Below are 22,352 nucleotides of genomic sequence, written 5' to 3'. Positions count from 1 at the left end.
GCCTGCTCGCGAAAGCGGTTTACCAGACACATCAATTCTGACTGTGCCGCCGTCTTCGCGAGCAGGCTCGCTCCCACAGGGGGAACTGCGTTTACTTGCCGGGGGTGAGGGTCAAGCGGGCCTTGCCATACACCCGGTCAAAGTTCTGCGGCTGCATCGGCAAGCCGATGTACTGACCTTTCAGCCACGCATCGATCCCGTTCAGGTAGTTAGGACTCAGTGGATTGCCCGACTGCCCCGTACCGTTCTGCGCCATCAGCGGTTCGCTCTGGCCGAAGTCGACGATAAAGCGCATCGACGGCGCGCGCGTGGTGACGAAGTCCTGGCCCCAAGCAAACGCCGAGCTGTTCAGCGTGGTGTGATCGCCACCGGCTGCCAGTGGTCCGCGCACCGTCTGACCGTTGCTGTTTTTCCACGCATAGCTGTGCAGTTTGCCCCACTGCCAGGCGCGGTGATCGCCGCCCAACTGACTGTCGCCAGCCGTAATCGCCGCAGCGAGGCTACGGGCGAGAATCACCGCTTTGTCTTCCTTCTGCGGCGTGCGCAGGTCATCCCAGAACGGACTGTCCTCACGTCCCAAGAGATGATCGGCCTGCGCCGCGTAGGACAGATCGCCATTGGCGACAAAGGCCTTCCACGCCGGGCTCGACTCAGGACCCAGTTCGTCGAGGAAAATCTGCTTCATGCTTTCTTGCAGAAACAGTTCGTAGATCGCCGCATCCGCCGAGGTCGGGCTGAGCTTGCCGTCGAACGCCATCAAGCGCGTGAAGGCTTCGCGGGCCTTGCTCCGCTCGGCTTCCGGCAGGACGTCGATTGCCTGTTTCAGCGGTTGCTTCATGCCCGGCGCTTCGAAGACTTTTTTCAGCTTGGCGGCGAAGGTGGTGGTCTGGTCGTACTGCATGGCGATCACGCTGCGGCTGTCGTGCTTACCGCTACCGGCCATTTCCGCCAGGCGCTCACCGCGCTCCGGTGCCGCCCAGGATTTCGACAACTGCATGCCGTAGCCGTCGGGGATGACGCGTTGGTTGGCGGTGCCGAGCCAGCCTTGTGCCGGATCCTGATCGTAGGGGTGCAGCATCGGGTCGGCATAACCGTCCCAGTCGTAGCGACCGTCCCAGCCCGGCGAGGGCAGCAGGCCTTCGCCTTCGCGACGGTTGGGGAAGCGCCCGGTGACTTGCCAGCCGATATTGCTTGCGTCGGCGAATACCAGATTGAGGGTGATGGCGCGGATTTCGCGGCTCGCGTCCGAGGCGCGTTCGACGTTCTGCGCGCGGGTCAGATCGAAGAAGGCATCCAGCGTTTTGTCGTCGGTGAAGCTTGGCGTCTGCAAAGCGAGGCCGAAACCGCTGCCCTGCGCCGCTGCCTGCGCACTGTTGAGCAACGCGCCGTGACGGGTTTCGTAAACGGCTTCGCGAATCGGCCGCTGGCCTTTGACGAAGTAGGTTTCATTGCGCACACCCAGCGACTGCCATTTGCCGTTGACTTCATAAGTGAGGCTGCTGCCCTGACGGCGGATTTTCTCGAGGAACAGGTCCTGGTTATCGCCGAGCACGCTGGTCATGCTCCACGCCACTTTGCCGTTGAAGCCGCCGAGCACCATTGGCAGACCGGCAACCGTGACGCCGGCTGCCTGATATTTCGGCGCGCGGATCTGCACGAAACTCCACAACGACGGCGCGGCCAGCGGCCCGTGCGCATCACTGGCCAGCAGGCTTTTGCCGCTGCGGCTGCGTTGCGGGGCGATCGCCCAGTTGTTCGCAGTCGGCGTGGCGAGCAGGTTCAGCGCCGACAGTTGCTGGCTGGCGCTGCTCAGTTCCGTCAGCCCCGGAATCTGCCCGTTGAGCTTGAGGCCTTGCAGCTTGTCGGCTTCGGCAACCGGCAGGTTTTCATCGGGTGCCGACGGGCTCAGCCAGGCGAGTTTGTCCGTGGTCACGGTTTGCGCGAGCACCAGCGACTGGATTTCCTCCGGCAGGTTGGCTGACTGGCTGAAATTCAGCAGGGCAAAAATCAGCGCCGAATCTTCCGGTTTCCAGTATTCGGGCTTGTAACCGCTGGCGGCGAGATCGCCCGGCAACTTGTCGGCGTAGCGGAACAGGTAGGCGTTGACGCCCCGTGCATAGACCTCGAAGAAGCGCTTGAGCCGTGGCGACGAGGCCTTGTACAGCTCGCCGGCGCTTTTCTTCAGATTGACCGCGCGCATGTAGCGATCGGCATCGAGCATCGACGCGCCGGACATTTCCGCCAACCGGCCCTGAGCCAACAGGCGCAGGGTGACCATCTGGTTGATGCGGTCGCTGGCGTGGACATAGCCGAGGCTGAACAGCGCGTCATGGAAGCTGTTGCTTTCGATCAACGGCATGCCCATCGCATTGCGCCGCACCGACACGTTCTGCGCCAGGCCCTTGAGCGGTTGCACGCCGGAGGTCGGCGGCAGGCTGTCCTGGGCGTTCCAGGTCTGGCAACCGGACAGGCCGAGGACACCGGCCACTGCTGCGGCAACGCCGAACCGGGGAAGAAAATGTGTAAGGGCTGGCGAGGCCATGGCGAAGCTCCTGCGGGGTATAAGGCTGGGGGCGCAATAAAGCCGCTACGTTAGTGACGGCGCGAGGGCCGCGCAAGCGGGGCGAGCGGTTATTTGTGCAGTTGTCGGCTGATCGGTCAGGGCTGTGGCGGTTGCTTGTGGGAAAGCGCTGATGTTGAACTACGGAACAAGTCCCAAGACCTGTCAGGAGAAAGATCGCTATGCAGCTTCAAAGCAACACTGCGCTGATCATCATTGACCAGCAGAAAGGCATCCTGCATCCGCGTCTGGGGCGGCGGAATAATCCTCAGGCCGAAGAGCGAATGCTTGCGTTGCTGGCGCATTGGCGCCGGAGCGGGCGCCCGGTGATTCACGTGCAGCACTTGTCGCGCTCACCTGATTCAGTGTTCTGGCCGGAGCAGGACGGAGTGGAGTTTCAACCGCGCTTTGCGCCGCAGGAGGGTGAATGGCTGATTCAGAAACAGGTGCCGGATGCGTTTTGCGCCAGTGGGTTGGAAGCTCAGTTGCGTGAGGCTGGGATCGGGCAATTGATCATCGTCGGTGTCGCGACCAATAACTCGGTTGAATCAACGGCGCGCACCGCAGGCAATCTGGGGTTCGACACGTGGGTGGCGGAGGATGCGTGCTTTACCTTCGACAAGGCCGATTATTTCGGCACACCGCGAACAGCGGAAGAGGTGCACGGGATGTCGCTGGGGAATCTGCATGGGGAGTATGCGACGGTGGTCAGTGTTGCCCTGATTCTTACAGCCAACTGATAGACCTGTGGGAGCTGGCTTGCCAGCGATTGCGGTGAATCAGGCGACATCAATGCAGGGATGTGCCGCCCTATCGCTGGCAAGCCAGCTCCCACAGGGGCTGCGCAGGTTCACAAAAATGTGTTCAGTGCAGATCAACTGTGGGAGCGAGCCTGCTCGCGAAGGCGGCAGGTCAGGCGAAGATGATCCTCGCCAGTGACATCAAGCGCCGTGGCACTTCTTGAATTTCTTGCCGTTGCCGCATGGGCAAGGGTCGTTGCGGCCGACGTCTTTCAAGGCGTTGCGCACCGGTTCCTGGTGGGCGTGGCCGCAGTTCGGGCCGTGGACATGGCCATGGTCGTGATCGTGATGGTGGTCATGATCGTGGTTGCAGTCAGGGCCATGGACATGGGGTTGCTGGGTCATCGAGGTCACTCCGGAGTTAGATCGGCGGGGATTATCACGCCATTGCGCTCAAGGTGCACGTAGTGGGCGATGAATAAACCTGTTTCCATTTCCCCCTGCAATCGATACGGAATCTGCTGACCAGGATTTTTCAGCAACTTCACCACCTGTTTGACCTTCGGCCACAGATTGGTGCGGATCGGCACTTTGAGGTAAGCGCTGCGCTTGGGCCCGACGGTAAACCAGTGCTCATGCTCGCCTTCAGTGAGCAGGATGTCGGCCAGGTGAATCCGATATTCGAGGCCGCGCACGGTCAGGTCGCTGTCGTTGGGATTGTCAACGCGAAAGTGCAGGATGAACTTCTGTTCGAGCAGCTTGGCCCGCACCACTTCGACTTTCACCAGATGCACGGCAGGCTCGACGCTGTCATCGCTGAACCACGAGGCACAGCCGCCGAGGTTTACGATCAGCATCAACAGCAGACAATCTAATGTGCGCCGACGACCGAGCATGGTGTTACTCCCTTTGGTGCCAGTCTAGACCTAAAAAGATCGCAGCCTCCGGCGGCTCCTACAGAGTGAACGCAAATCCTGTGTAGGAACTGCCGAAGGCTGCGATTTTTTGATCTTCAGCTCAAGCGCCGAAATAACCCGCACAACACTTCTTGAACTTCTGCCCGCTGCCGCAAGGGCATCCGTCATTGCGTCCCAGCTTCATCTGCACCGTGGGATCGATGAAATACCAGCGCCCGGCGTTCTGCACGAATGAAGAGCGCTCGCGATGGCTGTGCTCGCCCTGGCTGTCGTGCCAGCGCGCGGTGAAGGTCACAAACGCGTGTTCCGGCTGGCCGCCGAACACTTCCGAGCTCTCGACCTCAAGGCCAAGCCAGGTGCTTTGGGCACTCCAGTCGCTGATCGATTGCCTGTTCAATCCCGCCTGCTGGGCGGGCAGGGTAGTCGCCACCAGATACTCGACCAGCCCCAGCACATAAGCGCTGTAGCGTGAGCGCATCAGGGCTTCGGCACACGGAGCCGGGTGACCGTCATGATAAGGGCCGCAGCAGGCATCCAGCAGATTGCCGCTGCCGCACGGGCAAATGGCTGTACTCATTGCATTACCACCAGTATTTCCCGAAGTTTTCCGGATTGGCCCAAAAGCGTGAATTGAGCCAGTCGGGGACTTGTTTGTAGTCAAGCAGATCGTAGGTGAACAGGGTCAGCACCTGCTCGTCGCGCTGGAAGCGCTCGCTGGCCTGCAGGGCCAATGAGTAGAAGTCGGTTTCCTGCCAGCCACTGGCCGCCAGATCCGCCAGCACTGCGATGCGGCTGGCGTTGAGATTGCGGATGCCGCCCAACAGATTCAGGCCATCGCGCTTGGGCAAATGTTCCAGGCAATCGACTACCAGCGCCAGATCGAAGCGTTGCGCGGCCAGCTCAGCCGGCAGTGCGCCGGGTGCGGCATGGGCGACCACGGTGTCGGGGTGCGCGTCCTTGAAAGCGCTCAACGCGGGAAATTCGCTGGCGCCGATCAGCAGCAGACGGGCCGGGGCGTAGCGATCCAGCAAAGCGGCCAACGCTTGTTGTGGCGTGCGCGAAGAAATGGCGGCGTTCATCGAAGCTCCTCAGTCAGACCGCCAAGACTAGCCTGCCAGACCGCGTCGGCAAAGCGCCCGGTGGCGGCGGTTTTCGCCAAAAGAGGCAAACCCCTGTGAACACGGTCGCAAACAGCGGTGGCCTATTGCTGGCGGAGATTAAAACTCCGGTCTTTACTCCCTGAATCGGTTTCAAGCCGATCCCTCAGGAGAAAACTAGATGAGCATAGTTCGGACAGCATTACCCTTGGTTCTGCTAACCAGTGTGTTGACTGGTTGTGCAGGTTTGCAGAAAACCGACTGGCCGACCTGTGCGGCGGTCGGTGGTGTGGTCGGTGCCGGTCTCGGCGCGACTGAAAGCGCTTCGTGGGCCGGCTACGGTGCGCTGCTGGTCGGCGGCACGGCAGCGGCCTATTGCTGGGTGCACGGCGATGGCGATGAAGACGGCGATGGTGTGCCGGACAGTCGTGACAAGTGCCCAGGCACGCCAAAAGGCGTGCAGGTCGATGCTGACGGTTGCCCGCCGCCGACGCCTGCGCCAGTGGTCGAAGAAGCGGTAGTGGTCAAGGAAGAAACCATCGTCATTCGTGATGTGCATTTCGAGTTCGACAAAGCCACGCTGACCGGCCCTGACAAGCAAGTGCTGGACAAGGTCGCCGATCGCCTGAAACAGGAGTCCTCTACCGCGCAACTGACCGTGACCGGTCACACCGACAGTGTCGGCAGCGATGCCTACAACAAGAAACTGTCGGATCGGCGTGCGCACTCGGTGGTGGAATACCTGATCCAGCAGGGCGTGCCGCGTGCCAGCTTCGTTTCGGTGTCGGGCCTTGGTGAAAGCCAGCCTGTCGCTGACAACAAGTCGGCCGATGGTCGTGCACAGAACCGTCGCACCGAAATCAAAATCGTCCGCTAGCCCCTCTCGCATCCGCGGCTTGTGCAGTCGCGGATGCGGGTCTTTACTCCTGTGTAACCGGTATGGGCCGGTACACAGGAGCGTTCACAAATGCGTGTTTTCTCAAGGTCCGTCTTGCCGGTGCTGCTGCTTGGCAGCTTGCTCACCGGTTGTGCCACTCACAGCGATGGCACCGCCCCTCTCAATCAACGTACGTGGCCGATCTGCAGCCTGCTTGGCGGCCTGGTCGGTGGCGGTCTTGGCGCCATTGAAAGCGCCGGCTGGGCCGGTGGCGGCGCGGCATTGGGTATCGTCACCGGCGGGCTGATCTGTTACGCCCAGGATGGCGACGAGGACAGCGACGGCGTTTTCGACCGCCGCGACCGCTGCCCGGACACACCGGAAAATACCGAAGTCGATCACCGTGGCTGCCCCTTGCCGCAATATCCGGTCGCAGTGAAACCGGTCGAACCGGCGCCGCAAACTGAGGTGATCACCTTGAGCGATGCTGGCAATGTGCTGTTCGATTTCGACAAGTCCGATCTGACCCCGGCGGCAAAAGCCCAGCTCGACACCTTGATGGACAAACTGCGCAATGCTGACGTGGTCAGCATCAAAGTCATCGGGCACACCGACAGCAAAGGCTCCGACGCCTATAACCAGGCATTGTCGGAACGCCGTGCGAGCAGTGTTGCGGCGTACCTGCTGAGCCAGGGCCTGGCGCCGAACAAACTCACCAGCGAAGGTCGGGGGGAGAGTGAACCGGTGGCCGATAACGCCAGCGATGAAGGCCGCGCGGAAAATCGCCGGGTCGAGCTGCACATCAATCGGTAGGAAATCGCTGTAGTGCGCAGGCTAGAGCTGCCGGGTCGAAATTGTCGGCCCGGCAGCCATTTCCTCGGCGTTTGCACAAATTTCATTTTTCCCTCTGGCTTATCCCCCGCAGAAGCCGGTACTGTGCGTGCAAAGAATAATTCGCAACACGGGGGAGCGTATGAAGGTGTTCTGGGGGCTGGGGCGTTTGCTGACCCTGCTGTTCTGCTGCGTGGTACTGGCCAATCAACTGGTGCCGTTTGTTCATCCGCTGCATCTGCTGGTCAATCTGGCCGGTGCTCTGTTGTTGCTGATTCATTTACTCGAAGTGCTGCTGTGCAACCGCAGCCTCAAGGGCCGTCCGCACCCTTGGCGTGATCGTGGTCGCATCCTGTTGTTCGGCGTTTTCCACCTGCAAACCATCCCGGCCCCGGCCGCTCCGGAGGCTTCTTCCCATGCGTAAACTTTGCCTGCTCGCTGCATTCATCAGTCCACTGGCCTGCGCCCAGGTGGTCAATGTGCAAAGCAATTCACTGATGCGCTTGCCCAACACCACCAGCACGCTGCAACTGGAGAAGCTGGAAGTCGCCGATTACGGCACCTTGCTGATCCCGTCCAACGTGACCGAGTTGAACATCGATGAACTACGCCTCGGCCACGAAGCGCGCATCGCCATCGTTCCGGCTGAACAAGCGCTGGAAGTGAAGGTCAAGCGCGCTGAATTGAGCGAGGGCAGCCAGATCACCGCACGCGGCGCCCCCGGCACTTATGAAAAAGCGGCCCGGGCCGGGCGCAATCTGAATCTGCAATTCCAGGCCCTGAGCGCGCCGCAACTGACGGTCGATGCCCGTGGCGGCAGGGGCGCGCCGGGTTTCGTCGGCCTCGACGGCGGCAACGGCGAAGATCCGGGCTGCACCTATGGCTCGGCCGGCCACGGTGCCGATGGCAGTGACGGCAGCGATGGCCAGCCAGGCGCGCCGGGTGCGCTGGTGCGCCTCGCCGTACCACGGGATTTTCCGGTCGAGCTGATCAAAGTCAATGTGGCTGGCGGTGCCGGCGGCCCGGCGGGTGTCGGTGGGAAAGCAGGGAAGGGCGGCCAATCCAAGGGCTGCCTGGTGTATCGCGCAGATGGCGGCAAGAACGGCAAGGCCGGCGCGGATGGCCAGCCTGGGTCGGAGGGAGCGGCGGGTTCGGTTACCGTGCAACGGCTCTAAAACTGCGACCCACTCTCTGATCAATAAAATGCTTTGGTGAGTGAAGATCTTTGGTGAGTGAAATTATGTGGCGAGGGGATTTATCCCCGCTGGGTCGCGAAGCGGCCCCGCTCTAAAAATCAAAAGCGGGACTGCTACGCAGCCCAGCGGGGATAAATCCCCTCGCCACAACTGTGCTCACAGCAGAAAAATAGTGCGATTCAGTGCATCGGTCTCGCCGCCGCTACCGCCACCAGCACCAACCCGACCAGCAGATTAAGCCCCACTACCCGGCGAATCCGCCCCAGCACTGCCGCACCCGCCGGCCAATCCTTCGCCTCAACCGCCGTGCGTAACTCCGGTAGCATCAACCCCTGAATGCGGATGAACAGCGCCGTCATCACCACATACAAACCGATCATCACCTGCACATACTTCGGCGCGGTTTCGAAGCCGACCTGCTGTAGATGCAACATGCCCATGCCGCTGATCGGCAACAGGATCACCGCGACCCAGACCCAACGGAAAAAACCTTGAAACACTTCCACCCACAGGGTCAGTCGAGCGGGGCCGTCCAGCGCCTTCACAGCCGCAGGGCGCAAGACCATCCAGGCGAAAAACATACCGCCGACCCACACCAGAGCGGCAAGGACATGCAGGGGGTAAACGAGGCTAAAAGGTGTCATTCGGGCACTCCGTTCTGCGCAGGATCGATTAGGCAGGTATGATAGCCGCCGAATCAAACCACTGAAAATTTATCCAGCGTTTTTGCGCCCGACACTCAATGATCAGCACTGAACTCAAAACCACGATCCAGGGCGCCTACTCGCGTTTTCTAGAGGCCAAGAGCCTCAAGCCGCGTTACGGCCAGCGCCTGATGATCGCCGAAATCGCCAAGGTCCTCGGGGATATCGATACCGACGATGAAGGCCGGCGCAGTGGCGACCCCGCGATTGTCGCGGTGGAAGCCGGCACCGGTACCGGCAAGACGGTGGCGTACAGCCTGGCGGCGATCCCTACGGCGAAACTGGCCGGCAAGCGTCTGGTAATTGCCACCGCTACCGTCGCCCTGCAAGAGCAGATCGTCTACAAGGACTTGCCTGACCTGATGCGCAACAGCGGGCTGAATTTCAGTTTCGCCCTGGCCAAGGGCCGTGGCCGCTACATGTGCCTGTCCAAGCTCGACATGCTGTTGCAGGAAGGCCACGCGCAAACCGCCACCGCGCAACTGTTCGAGGAAGAAGGCTTCAAGATCGAAGTCGACGAGGCCAGTCAGAAGCTGTTCACCAGCATGATCGAAAAGCTCGCCGGCAATAAATGGGACGGCGACCGCGACAGCTGGCCGAACGCGCTGGAAGACGCCGACTGGGCGCGCCTGACCACCGATCACAGCCAGTGCACTAATCGTCATTGCCCGAACTTCGGCCAGTGCGCCTTCTACAAGGCCCGCGAAGGCATGGGCAAGGTCGATGTAATCGTCACCAACCACGACATGGTCCTGGCTGACCTGGCACTGGGCGGCGGCGCCGTGCTGCCGGACCCGCGCGACACCATTTACGTGTTCGACGAAGGTCACCATTTGCCGGACAAGGCCATCGGCCACTTCGCTCACTACACGCGCCTGCGCTCCACCGCCGACTGGCTGGAGACCACCGCGAAGAACCTGACCAAACTGCTCGCACAGCATCCGTTGCCGGGCGATCTCGGCAAGCTGATCGAGCAGGTGCCGGAGCTGGCGCGGGAGATCAAGACCCAGCAGCAGTTCATGTTCACCGCGTGCGAGCAGATCGCCGATTTCAAGCCCGGCGAAGACGTCGAAGGCCGCGAGCGCCCGCGTCATCGCTTTGTCGGCGGGGTGATTCCCGAGGACATGCGCGAGATGGGCATCGAGCTGAAAAAAGGCTATTCGCGCCTTAACGATCTGTTCCAGCGCCTGACCGACCTGCTCAAGGAAGGCATGGATGGCGAGGTCAATATCGGCATCGCCAGCAATCAGGCCGAAGAGTGGTATCCGCTGTTCGGCAGCCTGTTGTCCCGCGCTTCCGGCAATTGGGAATTGTGGACCGCGTTCACCGCCGAAGACCCGGAAGACAGCCCGCCGATGGCGCGCTGGCTGACCCTGGCCGAAAGCGGCTCGCTGTTCGACATCGAGGTCAACGCCAGCCCGATTTTGGCGGCGGAAACCTTGCGTCGCAGTTTGTGGAACGTCGCGTACGGTTGCCTGGTGACCTCGGCGACGCTGACGGCGCTGGGCACTTTCGACCGTTTCCGCATGCGCGCCGGTCTGCCGAAAAAGGCTGTCACGGCGGTGGTGCCGAGCCCGTTCCACCATGCCGATGCCGGCGTGCTGCGCGTGCCAGACCTGAAGGCCGACCCGCGCGATGCCGCCGCCCACACGGCGGCGATCATTCGCGAGCTGCCCGATCTGGTCGAAGGGTCGCGCGGCACGCTGGTGCTGTTCTCCTCGCGCAAGCAGATGCAGGACGTATTCGACGGCCTCGACCGCGATTGGCGCAAGCAAGTGTTCATTCAAGGCAATCTGTCGAAACAGGAAACCCTGAACAAGCACAAGGCGCGGGTCGATGGCGGTGATTCCAGCGTGCTGTTCGGGCTGGCCAGTTTCGCCGAGGGGGTCGATTTGCCGGGTGCCTACTGCGAGCACGTGGTGATCGCCAAGATTCCGTTCTCGGTGCCCGATGATCCGGTTGAGGCCGCGTTGTCGGAGTGGATCGAGGCGCGCGGCGGCAATCCGTTCATGGAAATCTCTGTGCCCGATGCCTCGCTGAAACTGGTTCAGGCCTGCGGCCGTCTGCTGCGTACCGAAGAAGACCGCGGCACCATCACTTTGCTCGACCGGCGTCTGGTCACTCAGCGCTACGGCAAGGCGATCCTCAATGCGTTGCCGCCTTTCCGTCGTGAAATATCCTGAGACTCGGGTGGGCCGATTGGCCCACCGCGTTGTCTATCTCTCTGCCACCGCTGTTCCACTGGCCTTGACTGGTCGTTAGGGAGAACTCCGTTCTTATGATCCGCCGTTCGTTGCCCGCTGTTTTCGCCTTGATCTTTGCCGCGCCGCTGCTGGCCGCGCCCGCCGGTCAGCAGACGCTGTTCAACTTCGTACGCCCGGCCGACGTGGTCAAGGTCGTCACGGAAAACGCCGACTTGCCGCAGGCCAATGCCGAACAGACCGCGGAAGGCGAAGTGCTGCGCCGGGTGACGTTCAACCCGGTCGCCCGGCCGACCTTGCGCCTGACCCCCCAGACTGGCGCCTGGGACTGGTCGCAGTCCGGCATGATGAGTTTGCGTCTGCAAAGTGCGATGAACTGGGCGGTGACGGTCTATGTGCAGATCCAGAGCAACGATGGCCGCACCCTGGTCAGCCGCGTCGATCTGCCGGCCGGCCCCGCGCAGACCTTGCTGGTGCCGCTGGTGGCTTCGACGCCACTGAGCCAGGGCATGAAAGCCGGGCCGCCGATGCCGATGACTGTCGATGGCCAACGCATTCTGCTGGCCAGCAGCACCGGCGAGATCGACCGCAGCCAAGTGGTTTCGGTGAGTCTTTCGATGGATCAGCCGAACGTTGCGCAGAGCCTGTTGCTTGAGCGGTTCGGCGTGCAGGACGGCGAATCGGTGACGAAGGCGGTGTACGGCAATCTGGTCGACGCTTACGGGCAATCGACCCGCAGCAAATGGCCGGAAAAAGTCAGCAGCGACGAGCAACTGAAAAACGCCGCCAGCAAAGAGCAGCAACAACTGAACAGTTGGCTGGCCGAGCGCGAAAAGTCCTCGCTGGACAAATTTGGCGGCTGGAATAAAGGCCCGGCGTTCAAGGCCAGCGGTTTCTTTCGCACGGAAAAACGTGACGGCCGCTGGTATCTGGTGACCCCTGAAGGTCACCCGTTCTATTCGCTGGGCGTCAACACCGTCAGCCCGCAAGTCAACCAGACCTACGTCGCTGGTCGTGAGTACATGTTCGAATCGTTGCCGAAGAACGACGACCCGCTGGCCGCCCATTTCGGCGAGGGCGACAACCGTGGCGGCAACGGTGCCGATCAGGGCCGTGGCTACGGCAACGGCCGCTGGTACGACTTCTATGGCGCCAATCTGCAACGCCTGTACGGCGAACCGTGCAAGGCGGACAGCGACAACAAGGCCGGGATTGCCGAAGCGGCAAAGGCGGGCGCGGCTGAGGCCGGTTCGGTGCAGGCTGCTGAAACTGCAGCGGTGCCTGTCGAGCCGAAATCGGGTATTGCCGAAGCGGCGCAGACTGACGCGGTGCAAGCCTCCAGCGCGCAAACCACTCCGTGCAAAGCCACAATGGATGAAGAACGCTGGACCCGGCATACCCTCGATCGGCTGCAAGCCTGGGGCTTCAACACGGTGGGCAACTGGAGCGCGCCGTCGCTGGCGGATGCTGAGCGCGTGCCGTACACCTTGCCGCTGTCGATCGTCGGCGATTACGCCAGTATCAGTACGGGCAGCGATTGGTGGGGCGGCATGCCGGATCCGTTCGATCCGCGTTTCGCCATGGCCACCGAGCGCGCCGTGGCCATTGCCGCCCGCGATCACCGTGATGATCCATGGTTGATCGGTTATTACGCCGACAACGAACTGGCCTGGGCCGGTCCCGGTGACGATCCGAAGGCTCGCTACGCGCTGGCCTACGGCACGTTGAAAATGACCACCGACGTGCCGGCCAAGCGCGCCTTTCTCAAGCAACTGCGCGACAAGTACCGCAATCAGGCCGGGCTGTCCAAGGCTTGGGGGATCGACTTGCCAGCGTGGGAACTGATGGAAGATCCCGGCTTCGTGCCGCCGCTGCCAAACCCGGAGCATCCGGAGATCGAAGCGGATTTCAAATACTTCCAGAAGGTCTTCGCCGATACCTATTTCAAGACCATTTCCGATTCGCTGAAATGGCACGCGCCGAACCAGATGCTGCTTGGCGGCCGCTTCGCTATCAGCACGCCTGAGGCCGTGGCGTCCTGCGCGCAGTATTGCGATGTGTTGAGCTTCAACATGTACACGCTCAAGCCGCAGGACGGCTACGACTTCGCCGCGCTGGCAGCGCTGGACAAACCGCTGCTGATCACCGAATTCAACTTCGGCTCAGCTGACCGGGGCCCGTTCTGGGGCGGCGTGACGCAACTCGCCAAGGAAGAAGAGCGCGGCCCGGCCTATGCCAACTTCCTCAAACAGGCGCTGAGCGAACCGTCGATTGTCGGCGTGCACTGGTTCCAGTATCTCGACCAACCGGTGACCGGGCGTTTGCTCGACGGCGAGAACGGCCATTTCGGTCTGGTCGGGGTGACCGATCTGCCTTATCAGGGTTTTGTCGAGGCAGTGCGCAAAAGCAATCTGCAGGCGCTCGAGCAACTGGGCAAGGAGGCGCAGAAAACCCCGGCGGCGGAAGTTGAAGGCGGGCGCAAGGCCGAGGCTGGCAAAGCGCCGGGGGCTGCACAGGCGGGTGGGCATTCGGGGAATGGTCACTAGGTTTCAGATCGCGTTATCGTTCTTCGCGAGCAGGCTCGCTCCCACAGGGGAACTGCGCTGCTGTTGAGATCCAGTGTAGGAGCGAGCCTGCTCGCGAAGGGATCACCATAAATTGCCGATCAACCGTCTGGCCCGCGCCTGTTCCCAAATCCCTCAAGGGCTGGAACAATGCGGGCCACTTTGTAGAGCGTTTTCGCGGGGGAGTTGCGGGTGCAGATTCAGGGACATTACGAGCTTCAATTCGAAGCGGTGCGCGAGGCTTTCGCCGCACTGTTCGACGATCCCCAGGAACGCGGCGCAGCCCTGTGCATCAAGGTCGGTGGAGAAACCGTTCTCGACCTCTGGTCCGGTACTGCCGACAAGGACGGCGCCGAAGCCTGGCACAGCGACACCATCGCCAACCTGTTCTCATGCACCAAGACCTTTACCGCCGTTACCGCGCTGCAACTGGTGGCCGAAGGCAAGTTGCAACTCGACGCCCCGGTTGCCCGCTACTGGCCGGAGTTCGCCGCCGCCGGCAAAGAATTCGTCACCCTGCGCCAATTGCTCTGCCATCAGGCCGGCCTGCCGGCCCTGCGCGAACTGCTCGCCCCTGAAGCCCTGTACGACTGGCAAACCATGGTCGACGCCCTTGCGGCCGAAGCCCCATGGTGGACGCCCGGCACCGGTCACGGTTATGCCGCGATCACCTACGGCTGGCTGGTCGGCGAATTGCTGCGCCGCGCCGACGGTCGTGGGCCGGGCGAGTCGATCGTCGCTCGGGTCGCTAAGCCGTTGGGCCTGGATTTCCATGTGGGCCTGGCCGACGAAGAGTTTCATCGCGTGGCGCACATCGCCCGTGGCAAGGGCAACGCCGGCGACGCTGCGGCTCAGCGCCTGCTGCAAGTGACCATGCGCGAACCGACGGCCATGACCACCCGCGCTTTCACCAATCCGCCGTCCGTGCTGACCAGCACCAACAAGCCGGAATGGCGACGCATGCAGCAACCGGCGGCCAACGGCCACGGCAACGCGCGCAGTCTCGCCGGGTTCTATGCCGGCCTGCTCGATGGCAGCCTGCTCGAGAGCGAGATGCTCGAAGAGCTGACCCGCGAGCACAGCCTCGGCGACGACAAGACTTTGCTCACCCGCACTCGCTTCGGCCTCGGCTGCATGCTCGATCAACCGGACGTGCCCAACGCCACCTACGGCCTCGGCCCGCGCGCGTTCGGCCATCCGGGAGCGGGCGGCTCGATCGGTTTTGCTGATCCTGAGCACGATGTGGCTTTCGGTTTCGTGACAAATACCCTGGGGCCTTACGTTTTGATGGATCCGCGCGCGCAAAAGCTGGCGCGGGTGCTTGCCACTTGTCTGTAAAGCTTCAACAAAGGTTCCAGGGTCGGAACCTCGAAGGGATTTTCGTTTCAAAACGGCTGTTTATCCGGGCGAAAGTGCTCTGATTTTTCATTACTTTATTTTGTGGATTTTCAATGTCATCTAAAAAGACCCTCGCCTTGGCCCTGTGTGTAGCGATCACCGGTTGCGCACAGAACCCGAAAAACGATGCAGACGGCGGCAGTTGGTGGCCGTTCGGTTCTTCCGACAAAGTCGCGGCCAAAGATCCGGCACCGGCTCCGGCTCCTTTGAAACCAGCGGCGACTGCGCCAGTGGCCAAGGCTGAGAGCAGCAACCCGTGGTACTGGCCGTTCGGTTCCAGCGATGAAGCGGTCAAGGCTGATCTGAAGGCCGAGGTCAAACCTGAAGCCAAACCGGTCGAAGTGGCCAAAGCCGAGGCGCAGTCCAATGGCAAATGGTGGTGGCCGTTCGGCGGCAAGGACCAGCCAACCGCCAAAGCGGTGCCTATGCCGGATCCGAAGGTCACTCAAGCCTGGCTCGACGACTACGAGCCGCGTCTGCGTGAAGCGGTGAAAGACAGCAATCTGCAACTCGAGCGTCGCGATAACGTACTGGTGGTGACGGCGCCGGTCGAAGGCTCGTTCAACCCGGACCGCCCGGCGATGCTGCTGCCGGTCACGCTTGGCCCGTTCACTCGCGTAGCGAAAATCCTTGAAGCCGACCCGAAAACTGCGGTGCTGGTGCTCGGTCACAGTGACACCAGCGGTGCGGCGCCGGCCAACATCAAGCTGAGCCAGGAACGTGCACAATCGGTTGCAGCGATCTTCCGCCTCAGCGGCTTGCAGCGCGACCGTCTGATGCTGCGCGGCATGGGTTCCGAAGCGCCGCGTGCGGCCAACGACAGCGTTGAAGGTCGCGCCTTGAACCGTCGTGTCGAACTGCTGGTGACGCCGCAAAACACCATGGTTGCACTGCTGAGCAAATACAACATGCCGGCGCCGAAGCCGGTGACGATGGTTGCTGCGCAAGACGTCAAGCCAGTGGCCAAACCCGCCACCCCAGCGCCTGCTGCCAAGAAAGCTGCTGCCCCGGCGGCGAAAAAAGCGCCAGCCAAAAAAGCTGCCGCCAAGGCTCCAGCGAAAAAGGCGCCGGCCAAGACTCCGGCGAAAAAGACTGCGCCAGCCAAAGCCGCCGCGACCGACAAGAAAGTCGCCGCAGCCGACGCCGCCAAGAAGTGATCCGCTAACGAAAAGGAATCCGCCATGACCCAGGCTCTGGCCGATATGCGTCGCGACTACACCCGTGACGGTTTGACCGAGGCGCAAGCCCCGGCCGAGCCGTTTGCGCTGTTTCACCAGTGGTTCGCCGATGCGGTGAAAACCGAGCAGGCGCCGGTCGAAGCCAACGCCATGACCTTGGCCACGGTCGATGCCGACGGTCGTCCGCATTGCCGCATTCTGTTGCTCAAGGGCCTGGACGAGCAGGGCTTCACCTTCTTCACCAACTACGACAGCGCCAAGGGCCAGCATCTGGCGGCCAATCCGTTTGCCGCCATGACTTTCTTCTGGCCAACACTGGAGCGCCAGGTGCGCATCGAAGGGCGGGTGGTGAAGGTTACGCCGCAGGAGTCCGATGCTTATTATCAAGTGCGGCCGCTGGGCAGTCGCCTCGGCGCCTGGGCCTCGCCGCAGAGCCGGGTCATCAACGGCCGTGGCGAGCTGGAAGATTTGCTCAAGGCCACGGAGCAGCGCTTCAGTGACAGCCAGCCGCACTGCCCGGAACATTGGGGTGGTTACCGCTTGTTGCCCGAGCGCATCGAGTTCTGGCAGGGCCGTCCGAGCCGCCTGCACGATCGCCTGAACTACCGCCTGCTGGGCACCGAGTGGATTCTGGAACGACTGGCACCCTGAGCAGTCTACCGAGCGAGATAAACGCGGATGGCGCAGGATCGCTGATTTGACGCTACCTTGAGTGGACGCTCGCGGGCATCTGTACCAGGCCTGAATGGAAGCCAATTTTATCCGGATGGTGTCGTGACAGGCGCCAGGCCACGGGGTTTAATGAACACATGTTCTTTTGGAGTTGATGCTATGCGTAAGTCTGTTCTGCTGGTTGCTTCCTTTTCGACGATGGCGATGTTGCTGACCGGCTGCCAATCGAGCCTCACCGGCGACTCCTACTCCCGTGACGAAGCGCGTCGTGTACAGACGATTCGCATGGGCACCATCGAATCCCTGCGACCGGTAAAAATCGAAGGCACCAAGACCCCGATCGGCGGCGCAGCAGGCGCAGTGGTCGGCGGCGTCGGCGGTAGCGCCATCGGCGGCGGCAAGGGCAGCATTGTCGCTGCAGTCATCGGCGCAGTGGCCGGCGGCCTGCTTGGCTCGGCCACCGAAGAAGGCCTGACCCGCACCCAGGGCGTGGAAATCACCGTCCGCGAAGACGACGGCAGCATGCGCGCCTATGTGCAGCAGGTTCAGGAGAATGAAGTATTCCGCGTTGGCGAGCGGGTACGGATTTCCACCGTTGGCGGAACCAGCCGCGTTTCGCACTAAGCGAGAAGCCGGGTAAAAGAAAACCCCGATCAGGTGGAAGAAGTCGGCGATGTTATGATCGCTAATTTCGTTCACCCAGTCGGGGTTTTTCATGCCTGTTGCATTTTCGTATATTCGTTTCAGCAGTGCAGAACAGGCTCATGGCGATAGCCTCACGCGCCAGCAAGAGTACGTCGCCAAATGGCTGCTGGCCCACCCTGAATACGCTCTGAGTGGTGCAAGCTTCCAAGACCTAGGCATCAGTGGTTACTCCGGCAAACATCTCGAAAATGGTTTCGGCAAGCTTCTCGCTGCTGTCGAAAGTGGTGTTATCAAACCCACTGATGTTGTGCTGATCGAAGCCGTCGACAGGGCAGGGAGACTTGAGCCGTCAGTGATGCTCCACCTGCTTACAGGTATTGTGAACGCGGGAGTAAAGCTGATCACGCTGGACGATGGGATCACGTACAGCAACGACCCCAACAATTCGAACAACCTTTTTCTCCTAGTCGCCAAGGTGCAACAGGCACACCAATACAGCGATGCGTTGAGCCGAAGGATAAAAGACGCCTACACGCGGAAAAGGGAGAGGGCGGCTGCCGGTGATGGAGTAAAACGTCACACACCAATCTGGCTCACTTCCGAAGGTGAGCTTGTCGAAGGTCTTGCTCCGGTTATTGTTCAAGTGTTTGAGGACTACGCAGATGGTCTTGGCGAGCGTCGGATTCTTTCCCGCATTCGTGGCAAGCACCCGTCAGTAGAAACTACTAATCCAACCACATTGAAGCGTTGGTTGCGGAATCCAACTGCGATTGGACGCTGGAATGACATTGAGGATGTGTACCCTCCAGTCATCAGTAAAGAACTCTGGTACAGGGTGCAGAAGCGTTTGCAAGAAGGTTATGTGCCTCGGTCAGCTCCTTCGAAATATTTGTTGTCTGGCTTGGTTCGGTGCGGGCGGTGTGGCACCAATTACTGTGTTGTAGATACGAAGCGTTCTCCGGCTGTGATGCGTTGCTATCGGCGTCATCGTCAGGGTGCAGAGGGGTGTTCGAATGGAAGTTCGATTCCTATGCACGTACTCGATTTTGTCCGTAGCCAGACAATGTACGGTGCGATGCAGCGTGCAGCCCAAAGTCGGAACCTCACGTCAGGCGAAAAGCGTTTGATTGAAATCGAAGGTGAGTTGAGCGAACTACGTCGCCAATCGGATAACGCTGCGGAAGGGTTGGCGAAGTATGGAATGGTTCCTGCGATCACCACCGTCCTCGACAGATTGACGGAGCAAGTCCAGCAACTTGAGCGGGAAAGGGCGTTGCTCAAAGTAGCACCGGCTCCAGCGTCCTTGGATGACATGGTTGACCTCCAACATACATTGCTGGATGACGATGAAATGAGATTAAACGCCCTTCTACAAGGTGTGGGATATAACATCGTTTGTGACGGCACCTCAATCACTGTAGATGAACCACACATACATACTGGGGGGAAGCGCCAGGTGTATGAATACAAAGGTTCACAGCGCTCCACAGAGACGTACAGGGTGATCGAGAACAACCGCACTGAGCACTACCTCGATATGCCCAACTCCAAGCGCGTGGCTGCCGCTATAGCCGACTTTGAAGCTACCCCCATCACCCAGCACTTACGCTGGAATGGCACTGAGTTTGTCGAGGAAAGTGCTTAAAAGTTTGGAGTATATCGGGAATCTGCCGTCGCATAATCGGCGCCAGAAACCCTTCGAAAACCTCCGTAAACCCCAGAATAACCTGCACTGAATTCCTCATTCTTCAATCACCCACCTCCTTGTCGCCCAGTGTTTACGGGGTGAATTGGTCGTCTGGGCTAAGCATGGCGCTTTCTCTCCGATGGAAACTGGTTTATGGAAAAATGGCACGGTGCTTCATGGGCCCAGAACGATTGGCGCTTAATCACATCTGGACTCTGATCGCAACCATTTCTTGACAAGCGGCTAAAAATCTGTAGAATACGACGCCTACCCAGTAGGTAGACAGACAATGTTGAAGCCTCCACCGCGACCACCGAACAGGTGCCTTGCATGGGGGCTTTTTAACGTCTGCGATTTACCAAACCCAACCGGCAATACCCGAGGTAACGCCAATGACATGAACTTGAATAGGAGAATTTAAGATGACCAATATCGCCCTCAAAAAAGTCAATAACATCACTGTATCGGCAACCGATATTCGCTCCACTCTCATTAAGCACCACACCGCCACCATTGACAGCTTTGTCTTCGACAAGAGGACAGGCGAGTTGCTGGGCTGCTACACCTTCTCGGACTACGCCCCCGAACCGACTGATTACCCAGCGGCAACCAATCAAGCAGAAATCAGTTACATTCATGTCGAAGACGGTAGTCCAATCCCTCTTTTCACTTCAGTTGCGAATAATGCGAGCATAGCAACAGTCTCCACCCTTCCAAGACCAAGTTCCCAACCGGTCGACGTAGTAAAGAGTGGACAAGGTCGAAGCGAGTCGGTGATTAAAAATCCGGTGCATGCCGCGATCTGGGCTGCAAAAGTTGAAGAGATTCCAACACCATGGTTGGACGACTATGTTCATGGGGCTATCAATACGGGGCCAGGATTGATTAACGGCAAGTACAGCGTATCTCCTGCTGATGTCACTAAATTACTCAGGCTTCCGGAAATTTCAGTAGACAGCGCGTCAACATGGTTACTGAATCACGACCGTAACCCGATGAGCGTGAGACAGATTCAGCGTGTCGTCGAAGCGACGAGAGTGGCACTGAAGGGGATCGCACTGTACTTGGAGCGTCATCCGGAAACGCTCTTTCGGCTCGGTGTTGAAATTGACTTCAGTTCGTTTTGGACAAGTTGCATACCCGACAAAAAGCAGCTTGGGCGAAAGGAACACCCGAAGCGACAGGAAGTAATACTTCTACTGGAGCAAGGTGGAGCGATAAAGACGATTGCACGACAAACAGGTGTCTCCAAGACCACTGTCAAGAAATGGCAATTAGAACTGCTGGCCACTTGAGCCAAGCCTGCCCCCTGTGACGAGAAACCGTCATGGGGGGTCAGTAACTTGAGTTAACGACAGATATATAAGAGAGACTGGCAATAAGTCGCATCGTCCCGATTCTGGATCAGCACACCATCAATACAATGAAATCAACACACATCAAAATTCTTCGCTTTTGATCTGCTACACCGAAGGTGGGTTTGATAACTTCAGCGTTGCTGATGAAGTACTACCGAATACGTCCGTATTCACTTCTGCACCAACAGACAAGAGTAAGATCAAATTCACAAACGTAGAGCTGGACTTGTGTAATTTTTGTTTGTTACTGAAGTACATTCGGAGGAGTGTCGGCGGTCACGCCGGAGCTGAGTACACTTGAAAACTAACGTTTTCGGTGCAAAGACCTTGGTGTGAACACACTTCGGCAGAGCCAGGAGGTAGTAACCCTTCAAGCTCCGCATGGCTGATACCATTACCAGTTGAGCTGGTCACTGTGCTATGAGCGTTTCATTTGAAGTTGTGTGGTTATAGTGCATCGTCTATATCGTCCACTGTGACAGTGAATTTTTCGTTTGCTTGGTTGATGGTTAGTCCCGACTTCTTGCAGGTGGCAATGCCTCGCCGATAAAGGTCATTGATCTTTTCTTTGTCATTGTCCTTAACGGCTGTCGTGAAGTAGTTGACTAATATGCTGGCGGTATTGCTTGAGGTGTCTGTCATTATCCTTAGCGTGGTTGATGGGTACTTGTTCTTCGCAGCAACTGCTTTCATCTTGACTCCAGCGATATCGCTAGAACTATCCATCATCTTTGGATTTATGTACTTTTGTGAGGCGAGGAAGCCAACGCATTTCGAGATGTCGTTTTCTTCTTCGGATAGTCCCTCTGCAAAACTGGAGGTGCTGAGTGCAAGCAGGGCTGCTGAAAGAATCAGTTTTTTCATAGATCATTTGTCCTCTGGGAGTTGGTGACTTACCGGAAGTAGAAGTAGAGAAACACGACAAGCAGAATCACGAATATCACTCGCCCCTGAAGTACGTCGTAGTTTAGTTCGTCTTTCTTGATCTGCTGGTACGTATCGGTGTCACTCAGCCCCTGTGTTTTGTAAAGCATGATCTGATTAATCTGCTTGTCGATTCTCTTGTTGTGGGCGTCATTGCTTCGCATGGTTATCCCCCACACCAGCAGCCATAGCCCTCCTGTCAGCACTGTCATGATCACGTGCAGGATGTGATTTGTCGTCTTCTTCTGGTTGGTGAGTACAAACAGTTTTTCGTTCATGGGCATCCCTGTCAGGTGCTAGCTGGGTGAGCAACGAGGATATCAATGTATCACTTGGTGTGTCATCACCTGGTGTGTTCACGATTGGGGTACATCCGACCATCATTCGGGGATGCAGCCAAATCAGAATTTGAGAAAGGGCTTCGGCCAACGCATTCGAGAGCTACGCAACAGTCAGGGCTTCAGTCAGGAGGCTTTCGCTGATAGGTGCGGGTTCGTTCGAACTTACATGTCCCGAATTGAGACTGGCACCGCCAACCCCAGCCTAGACGCGGCCAAGGTGCTGGCTGATGGACTGGGAATGACGCTGTCAGAGCTTCTACAAGGACTTTGATTTGACTTGTCTTGCCGTAGCCAAGCTGGTTTGTGAGTGGCGTTCAGAGCGGAACGCGTCGGTTGGACATCGTGCAGATGGACACTAGCCACCTCACCAATTCCCAGAGTCTTTGCCGCCCTTCTGCATGCATTCAACTCAATCCCGTTGTTCACAACGTGAGCTGTGGTTGGTTATACCGTCTTAGGGCA

Annotated in this window: 22 protein-coding genes; 14 read left to right on the top strand and 8 right to left on the bottom strand. The window is 59.4% G+C overall.

Annotated features, from left to right (window positions below; all coding sequences use genetic code 11):
- Nucleotides 1–91: 91 nt before the first annotated feature.
- Nucleotides 92–2,542 (bottom strand): penicillin acylase family protein, encoded by a 2,451-nt coding sequence (locus ACMYUN_RS08535; RefSeq protein WP_415763470.1) that lies wholly within the window; start codon nucleotides 2,540–2,542, stop codon nucleotides 92–94.
- A 200-nt stretch (nucleotides 2,543–2,742) separates the two neighbouring features.
- On the opposite strand from ACMYUN_RS08535, the gene ACMYUN_RS08530 reads away from it, so the two are divergent.
- Nucleotides 2,743–3,300, top strand: a complete 558-nt coding sequence (locus ACMYUN_RS08530) for a cysteine hydrolase family protein (RefSeq protein ID WP_415763469.1) — start codon at nucleotides 2,743–2,745, stop codon at nucleotides 3,298–3,300.
- 201 nt (nucleotides 3,301–3,501) lie between these two features.
- Here ACMYUN_RS08530 and ACMYUN_RS08525 read toward each other — a convergent pair whose 3' ends face one another.
- The 4 genes from ACMYUN_RS08525 to ACMYUN_RS08510 form a co-directional block, all read right to left on the bottom strand.
- Complete coding sequence (locus tag ACMYUN_RS08525) at nucleotides 3,502–3,705, bottom strand: SEC-C metal-binding domain-containing protein (RefSeq protein WP_003198420.1); 204 nt, start codon at nucleotides 3,703–3,705, stop codon at nucleotides 3,502–3,504.
- A gap of 5 nt (nucleotides 3,706–3,710) precedes the next feature.
- Entirely contained in the window at nucleotides 3,711–4,196 is a 486-nt protein-coding gene (locus ACMYUN_RS08520) for an LEA type 2 family protein (RefSeq protein ID WP_415763468.1), read from the bottom strand.
- Between the two features lie 121 nt (nucleotides 4,197–4,317).
- Nucleotides 4,318–4,794 (bottom strand): YchJ family protein, encoded by a 477-nt coding sequence (locus tag ACMYUN_RS08515; RefSeq protein WP_415763467.1) that lies wholly within the window; start codon nucleotides 4,792–4,794, stop codon nucleotides 4,318–4,320.
- Nucleotides 4,795–4,798: 4 nt separating this feature from the next.
- On the bottom strand, nucleotides 4,799–5,296 hold the full coding sequence (locus ACMYUN_RS08510) for a DUF6231 family protein (protein ID WP_039762620.1): 498 nt from the start codon (nucleotides 5,294–5,296) through the stop codon (nucleotides 4,799–4,801).
- A 199-nt stretch (nucleotides 5,297–5,495) separates the two neighbouring features.
- Between ACMYUN_RS08510 and ACMYUN_RS08505 the strand changes: the two genes are divergently transcribed.
- From ACMYUN_RS08505 to ACMYUN_RS08490, 4 genes are all read left to right on the top strand, one after another.
- The gene (locus tag ACMYUN_RS08505; RefSeq protein WP_024011908.1) at nucleotides 5,496–6,191 is read left to right on the top strand and encodes an OmpA family protein; all 696 of its coding nucleotides are present in this window, start codon (nucleotides 5,496–5,498) and stop codon (nucleotides 6,189–6,191) included.
- A gap of 90 nt (nucleotides 6,192–6,281) precedes the next feature.
- Nucleotides 6,282–7,004: an OmpA family protein gene (locus tag ACMYUN_RS08500; RefSeq protein ID WP_206420946.1), complete on the top strand. Its 723-nt coding sequence runs from the start codon at nucleotides 6,282–6,284 to the stop codon at nucleotides 7,002–7,004.
- Nucleotides 7,005–7,164: 160 nt separating this feature from the next.
- Nucleotides 7,165–7,446: a DUF1145 domain-containing protein gene (locus tag ACMYUN_RS08495; RefSeq protein ID WP_016771375.1), complete on the top strand. Its 282-nt coding sequence runs from the start codon at nucleotides 7,165–7,167 to the stop codon at nucleotides 7,444–7,446.
- Nucleotides 7,439–8,197, top strand: a complete 759-nt coding sequence (locus ACMYUN_RS08490) for a collagen-like protein (RefSeq protein ID WP_415763466.1) — start codon at nucleotides 7,439–7,441, stop codon at nucleotides 8,195–8,197. The genes ACMYUN_RS08495 and ACMYUN_RS08490 overlap by 8 nt, the downstream gene beginning before the upstream one ends.
- 200 nt (nucleotides 8,198–8,397) lie before the next feature.
- Here the strand turns inward: ACMYUN_RS08490 and ACMYUN_RS08485 are convergent, their stop codons facing one another.
- Nucleotides 8,398–8,862, bottom strand: a complete 465-nt coding sequence (locus tag ACMYUN_RS08485) for a CopD family protein (RefSeq protein ID WP_415763465.1) — start codon at nucleotides 8,860–8,862, stop codon at nucleotides 8,398–8,400.
- 98 nt (nucleotides 8,863–8,960) lie between these two features.
- On the opposite strand from ACMYUN_RS08485, the gene dinG reads away from it, so the two are divergent.
- The 8 genes from dinG to ACMYUN_RS08445 all read left to right on the top strand — a co-directional run bounded on the left by dinG (nucleotide 8,961) and on the right by ACMYUN_RS08445 (nucleotide 20,562).
- The gene (gene dinG / locus ACMYUN_RS08480) at nucleotides 8,961–11,105 is read left to right on the top strand and encodes an ATP-dependent DNA helicase DinG (protein WP_024011911.1); all 2,145 of its coding nucleotides are present in this window, start codon (nucleotides 8,961–8,963) and stop codon (nucleotides 11,103–11,105) included.
- A 95-nt stretch (nucleotides 11,106–11,200) separates the two neighbouring features.
- Nucleotides 11,201–13,669 (top strand): beta-galactosidase, encoded by a 2,469-nt coding sequence (locus ACMYUN_RS08475; RefSeq protein ID WP_415763464.1) that lies wholly within the window; start codon nucleotides 11,201–11,203, stop codon nucleotides 13,667–13,669.
- 210 nt (nucleotides 13,670–13,879) lie between these two features.
- The gene (locus ACMYUN_RS08470) at nucleotides 13,880–15,025 is read left to right on the top strand and encodes an EstA family serine hydrolase (RefSeq protein WP_039762625.1); all 1,146 of its coding nucleotides are present in this window, start codon (nucleotides 13,880–13,882) and stop codon (nucleotides 15,023–15,025) included.
- A 113-nt stretch (nucleotides 15,026–15,138) separates the two neighbouring features.
- The gene (locus ACMYUN_RS08465) at nucleotides 15,139–16,242 is read left to right on the top strand and encodes an OmpA family protein (protein WP_039762626.1); all 1,104 of its coding nucleotides are present in this window, start codon (nucleotides 15,139–15,141) and stop codon (nucleotides 16,240–16,242) included.
- A gap of 24 nt (nucleotides 16,243–16,266) precedes the next feature.
- Nucleotides 16,267–16,914: a pyridoxamine 5'-phosphate oxidase gene (gene pdxH / locus ACMYUN_RS08460; RefSeq protein ID WP_415763463.1), complete on the top strand. Its 648-nt coding sequence runs from the start codon at nucleotides 16,267–16,269 to the stop codon at nucleotides 16,912–16,914.
- Between the two features lie 180 nt (nucleotides 16,915–17,094).
- Nucleotides 17,095–17,559 (top strand): glycine zipper 2TM domain-containing protein, encoded by a 465-nt coding sequence (locus ACMYUN_RS08455; RefSeq protein WP_016771369.1) that lies wholly within the window; start codon nucleotides 17,095–17,097, stop codon nucleotides 17,557–17,559.
- A 91-nt stretch (nucleotides 17,560–17,650) separates the two neighbouring features.
- On the top strand, nucleotides 17,651–19,225 hold the full coding sequence (locus ACMYUN_RS08450) for a recombinase family protein (RefSeq protein ID WP_415763462.1): 1,575 nt from the start codon (nucleotides 17,651–17,653) through the stop codon (nucleotides 19,223–19,225).
- Nucleotides 19,226–19,689: 464 nt separating this feature from the next.
- The gene (locus tag ACMYUN_RS08445; RefSeq protein ID WP_415763461.1) at nucleotides 19,690–20,562 is read left to right on the top strand and encodes a helix-turn-helix domain-containing protein; all 873 of its coding nucleotides are present in this window, start codon (nucleotides 19,690–19,692) and stop codon (nucleotides 20,560–20,562) included.
- Nucleotides 20,563–21,072: 510 nt separating this feature from the next.
- On the opposite strand, the gene ACMYUN_RS08440 is transcribed toward ACMYUN_RS08445, so the two are convergent.
- Together ACMYUN_RS08440 and ACMYUN_RS08435 are read right to left on the bottom strand one after the other, a co-directional pair.
- Complete coding sequence (locus ACMYUN_RS08440; RefSeq protein ID WP_415763460.1) at nucleotides 21,073–21,489, bottom strand: hypothetical protein; 417 nt, start codon at nucleotides 21,487–21,489, stop codon at nucleotides 21,073–21,075.
- Between the two features lie 29 nt (nucleotides 21,490–21,518).
- Complete coding sequence (locus ACMYUN_RS08435; RefSeq protein ID WP_415763459.1) at nucleotides 21,519–21,827, bottom strand: hypothetical protein; 309 nt, start codon at nucleotides 21,825–21,827, stop codon at nucleotides 21,519–21,521.
- A 112-nt stretch (nucleotides 21,828–21,939) separates the two neighbouring features.
- Between ACMYUN_RS08435 and ACMYUN_RS08430 the strand changes: the two genes are divergently transcribed.
- Nucleotides 21,940–22,161, top strand: a complete 222-nt coding sequence (locus ACMYUN_RS08430) for a helix-turn-helix domain-containing protein (RefSeq protein ID WP_232966929.1) — start codon at nucleotides 21,940–21,942, stop codon at nucleotides 22,159–22,161.
- Nucleotides 22,162–22,352: the final 191 nt, after the last annotated feature.

Origin of the sequence: Pseudomonas sp. CP4 (assembly GCF_047758505.1) — a bacterium.
GTDB classification, from domain to species: Bacteria; Pseudomonadota; Gammaproteobacteria; order Pseudomonadales; family Pseudomonadaceae; genus Aquipseudomonas; species Aquipseudomonas fluorescens_AO.
Note: the sequence above shows the minus strand (reverse complement) of the source record. Positions and strands in the feature narration are given on the sequence as shown.